The 2280-nt window shown below is 69.0% G+C and carries 4 protein-coding genes; 2 read left to right on the top strand and 2 right to left on the bottom strand.

Features of this window, described 5'->3' with window-relative positions; translation table 11 throughout:
• Positions 1-221: SRPBCC family protein (locus tag AC1DU6_RS28085; RefSeq protein ID WP_477861138.1), on the top strand; the 221-nt coding region annotated here is incomplete at its 5' end.
• A gap of 184 nt (positions 222-405) precedes the next feature.
• Here the strand turns inward: AC1DU6_RS28085 and AC1DU6_RS28080 are convergent.
• Positions 406-1332, bottom strand: coding sequence for a DMT family transporter (locus AC1DU6_RS28080; protein WP_477861136.1), 927 nt, complete (start codon positions 1330-1332; stop codon positions 406-408).
• A gap of 126 nt (positions 1333-1458) precedes the next feature.
• Here AC1DU6_RS28080 and AC1DU6_RS28075 point away from each other — a divergent pair, with 126 nt between their 5' ends.
• The gene (locus AC1DU6_RS28075) at positions 1459-1905 is read left to right on the top strand and encodes an Lrp/AsnC family transcriptional regulator (RefSeq protein WP_477861134.1); all 447 of its coding nucleotides are present in this window, start codon (positions 1459-1461) and stop codon (positions 1903-1905) included.
• A 26-nt stretch (positions 1906-1931) separates the two neighbouring features.
• Here AC1DU6_RS28075 and AC1DU6_RS28070 read toward each other — a convergent pair.
• Positions 1932-2280: hypothetical protein (locus AC1DU6_RS28070; RefSeq protein ID WP_477861132.1), on the bottom strand; the 349-nt coding region annotated here is incomplete at its 5' end.

The following is a 2280-nucleotide window of genomic DNA, read 5'->3' as shown; positions in this document are numbered from 1 at the left end:
AGCGCCTGGGCTATGAGCTCTATTTCCCCGACTTCGGCACCACCTCGACCGGCGATTTCCGCCTCGAGACCAACGGTGGTGCCACCCAGGTGACGTGGTCGATGGACGGCGACATGGGCAGCAACCCGGTCTACCGCTGGATGGGCCTGTTCATGGACAAGATGGTCGGGCCGGATTTCGACGCGGGGCTGGCGAACCTGAAGGCGCTGGCCGAGAAGTAGGGCCTGTTAGCCCTGCGGCGATGGGCCGCGAAGGCCCGCCGCAAGGGGCCAATCTAGACGCAGCGTGCAGCCCGCACTCATGTGCGGGCAAGGGCTGCAACAACGAGTGGCCACTTGCGGCGGGCCTTCCCGAAGGGTTGTGGCCAGAAGGGCCGCATGCTGTGTTGCAAATCCTCGCTGGGTATCAACCCAGCTTGCGGTTTGCTGTCGTGCCTGCGGCCCTTCTGGCCACAACGCGACCCATCTCCGCAGGGCTAACAGGCCCAACGAACAACCCCGCGGCCCCCAGCAGGATGGCCGCCGCGCCCAGCCATTGCAGCGGCGCCAGTTCGTGCCCCAGGGCCAGCCAGTCCACGAGGATGGCGACCACCGGGTAGAGGAAGGACAGGCCGCCCTGCAGCGCCGTCGGCAGGCGCTGCACGCCGGCATACATCAGCGCGTACATCAGCCCGGTGTGCACGACGCCCAGCACCACCAGCGGCATCCAGCCCAGTGCCGTCTGCGGCAGGTGGCCGAGGTCGGCAAAGGGCGCCAGCATCAGCAGGCCCACGGCGACCTGGATCAGAGCGATCAGCGGGGCGGACATGCCGCTCAGGCGCTTGGCGACAACGGCCGCCACCGCCCACAGCGCCGCGGCACCCAGGGCCATCGCCACGCCCAGCCCGAAGTTGCCGCCGACATAGCCGGCGCTCGGCCGTGCCTGCACGATGAGCACCATGCCCGCAAAGGCCAGGGCCACCCAGGCCAGCCGCGCCAGGCTGAGCCGCTCGCCGAAGAACACCACGCCCAGGCCCATCAGCAAAAAGGGCTGCAGGTTGTAGACCGCCGTGGCCACGGCCACCGAGGCCCGGCCGTAGGCGCCGAACAGCAGCACCCAGTTCAGCACGATGGCCACGCCCCCCAGCACGGCCAGCCCGAGCTCCCGCGCGCTCGGCCGGCGCCACAGACCCAGCACCGTGCAGATCAGCGCCAACGTCAGCAACCCGAAGCCGCAGCGCCAGAACACGACGTCCAGCGGCGCCAGGCCGGACAGCAGCACGAAGTAACCGATCGAGCCCAGCAGGCTCATCGCACTGCCCATCTCGAGGGCGCCACGGGTAGTGGGGGACACGGTGCTTCCTTGCAATGACGAGGAATGCCATTGTTTCAAGGTCAGCCCGGCCGATATATGCATTAAAGACGGCAATCTGATGCTTCGGCAGAATCAACGACGGCACTTATCCATTCGAACCTAATCATGATCGACGACATCGACCGCCTGCTGCTGGCCGCCCTGGCCGCCGACGCCCGTGCGCCGCTGAAGGACCTGGCCGAGGCGATTGGGCTGTCGCCGCCCGCCACCTCGGAGCGACTGGCGCGGCTGCGCGAGCGCGGCGTGATCCGCGCCTTCACCATCGACATCGACCCGGTGGCCCTGGGCTTCACGCTGCAGGCCATCGTGCGCGTGCGACCCATGCCCGGTGCGCTGGCCCAGGTGCAGCAGCGCATCGAGGACATGCCCGAGGCGCTGGAGTGCGACAAGGTCACCGGCGACGACTGCTGCGTGCTGCGCCTGGCGCTGCGCTCCATCGAGCACCTCGACCAGGCCCTGGACAGGCTGGCCGATTGCGCCCAGACCAGCTCCAGCATCGTCAAGGCCCAGCCACTGCGCCGGCGCGTACCGCCGTTGAAGCTGGAGACCTGACGCCCCTGGCGTCAGTTCAGTTCAGCTCAACTCGGCTCCCAGGCGAGCGCAAGGGCCAGAGCCGCCTCCGTGACGGCCCGCCCCAACGGTGTGGCCGGGTCGGGGCGGCGCAGCCGCGGCTGGCTGCCGCTCAGGTCCAGGCTGCCGACGACGGTGCCCTGGTGCAGCATCTCGTAGCCCGTGGCCACTGTTTGCGGCTGCGCGCTGCCTTCGTGGAGATGCACTGAGCGCAGCCCCACCGTCAGCTCGCCGCGGCGGTAGGCACCTTCGCGGCTGAGCTTGCCGCGGCGCATCTGGCCTTCGCCGATCTGCAGCATGGCGGCTGGCGCATTGCCCCAGCGGCAGCTCAGCACCCAGGGCTTGCTGTCCGTCAGG

The organism is Roseateles sp. P5_B10 (assembly GCF_056400485.1).
This window is presented reverse-complemented; position numbering and strand designations above follow the sequence as displayed.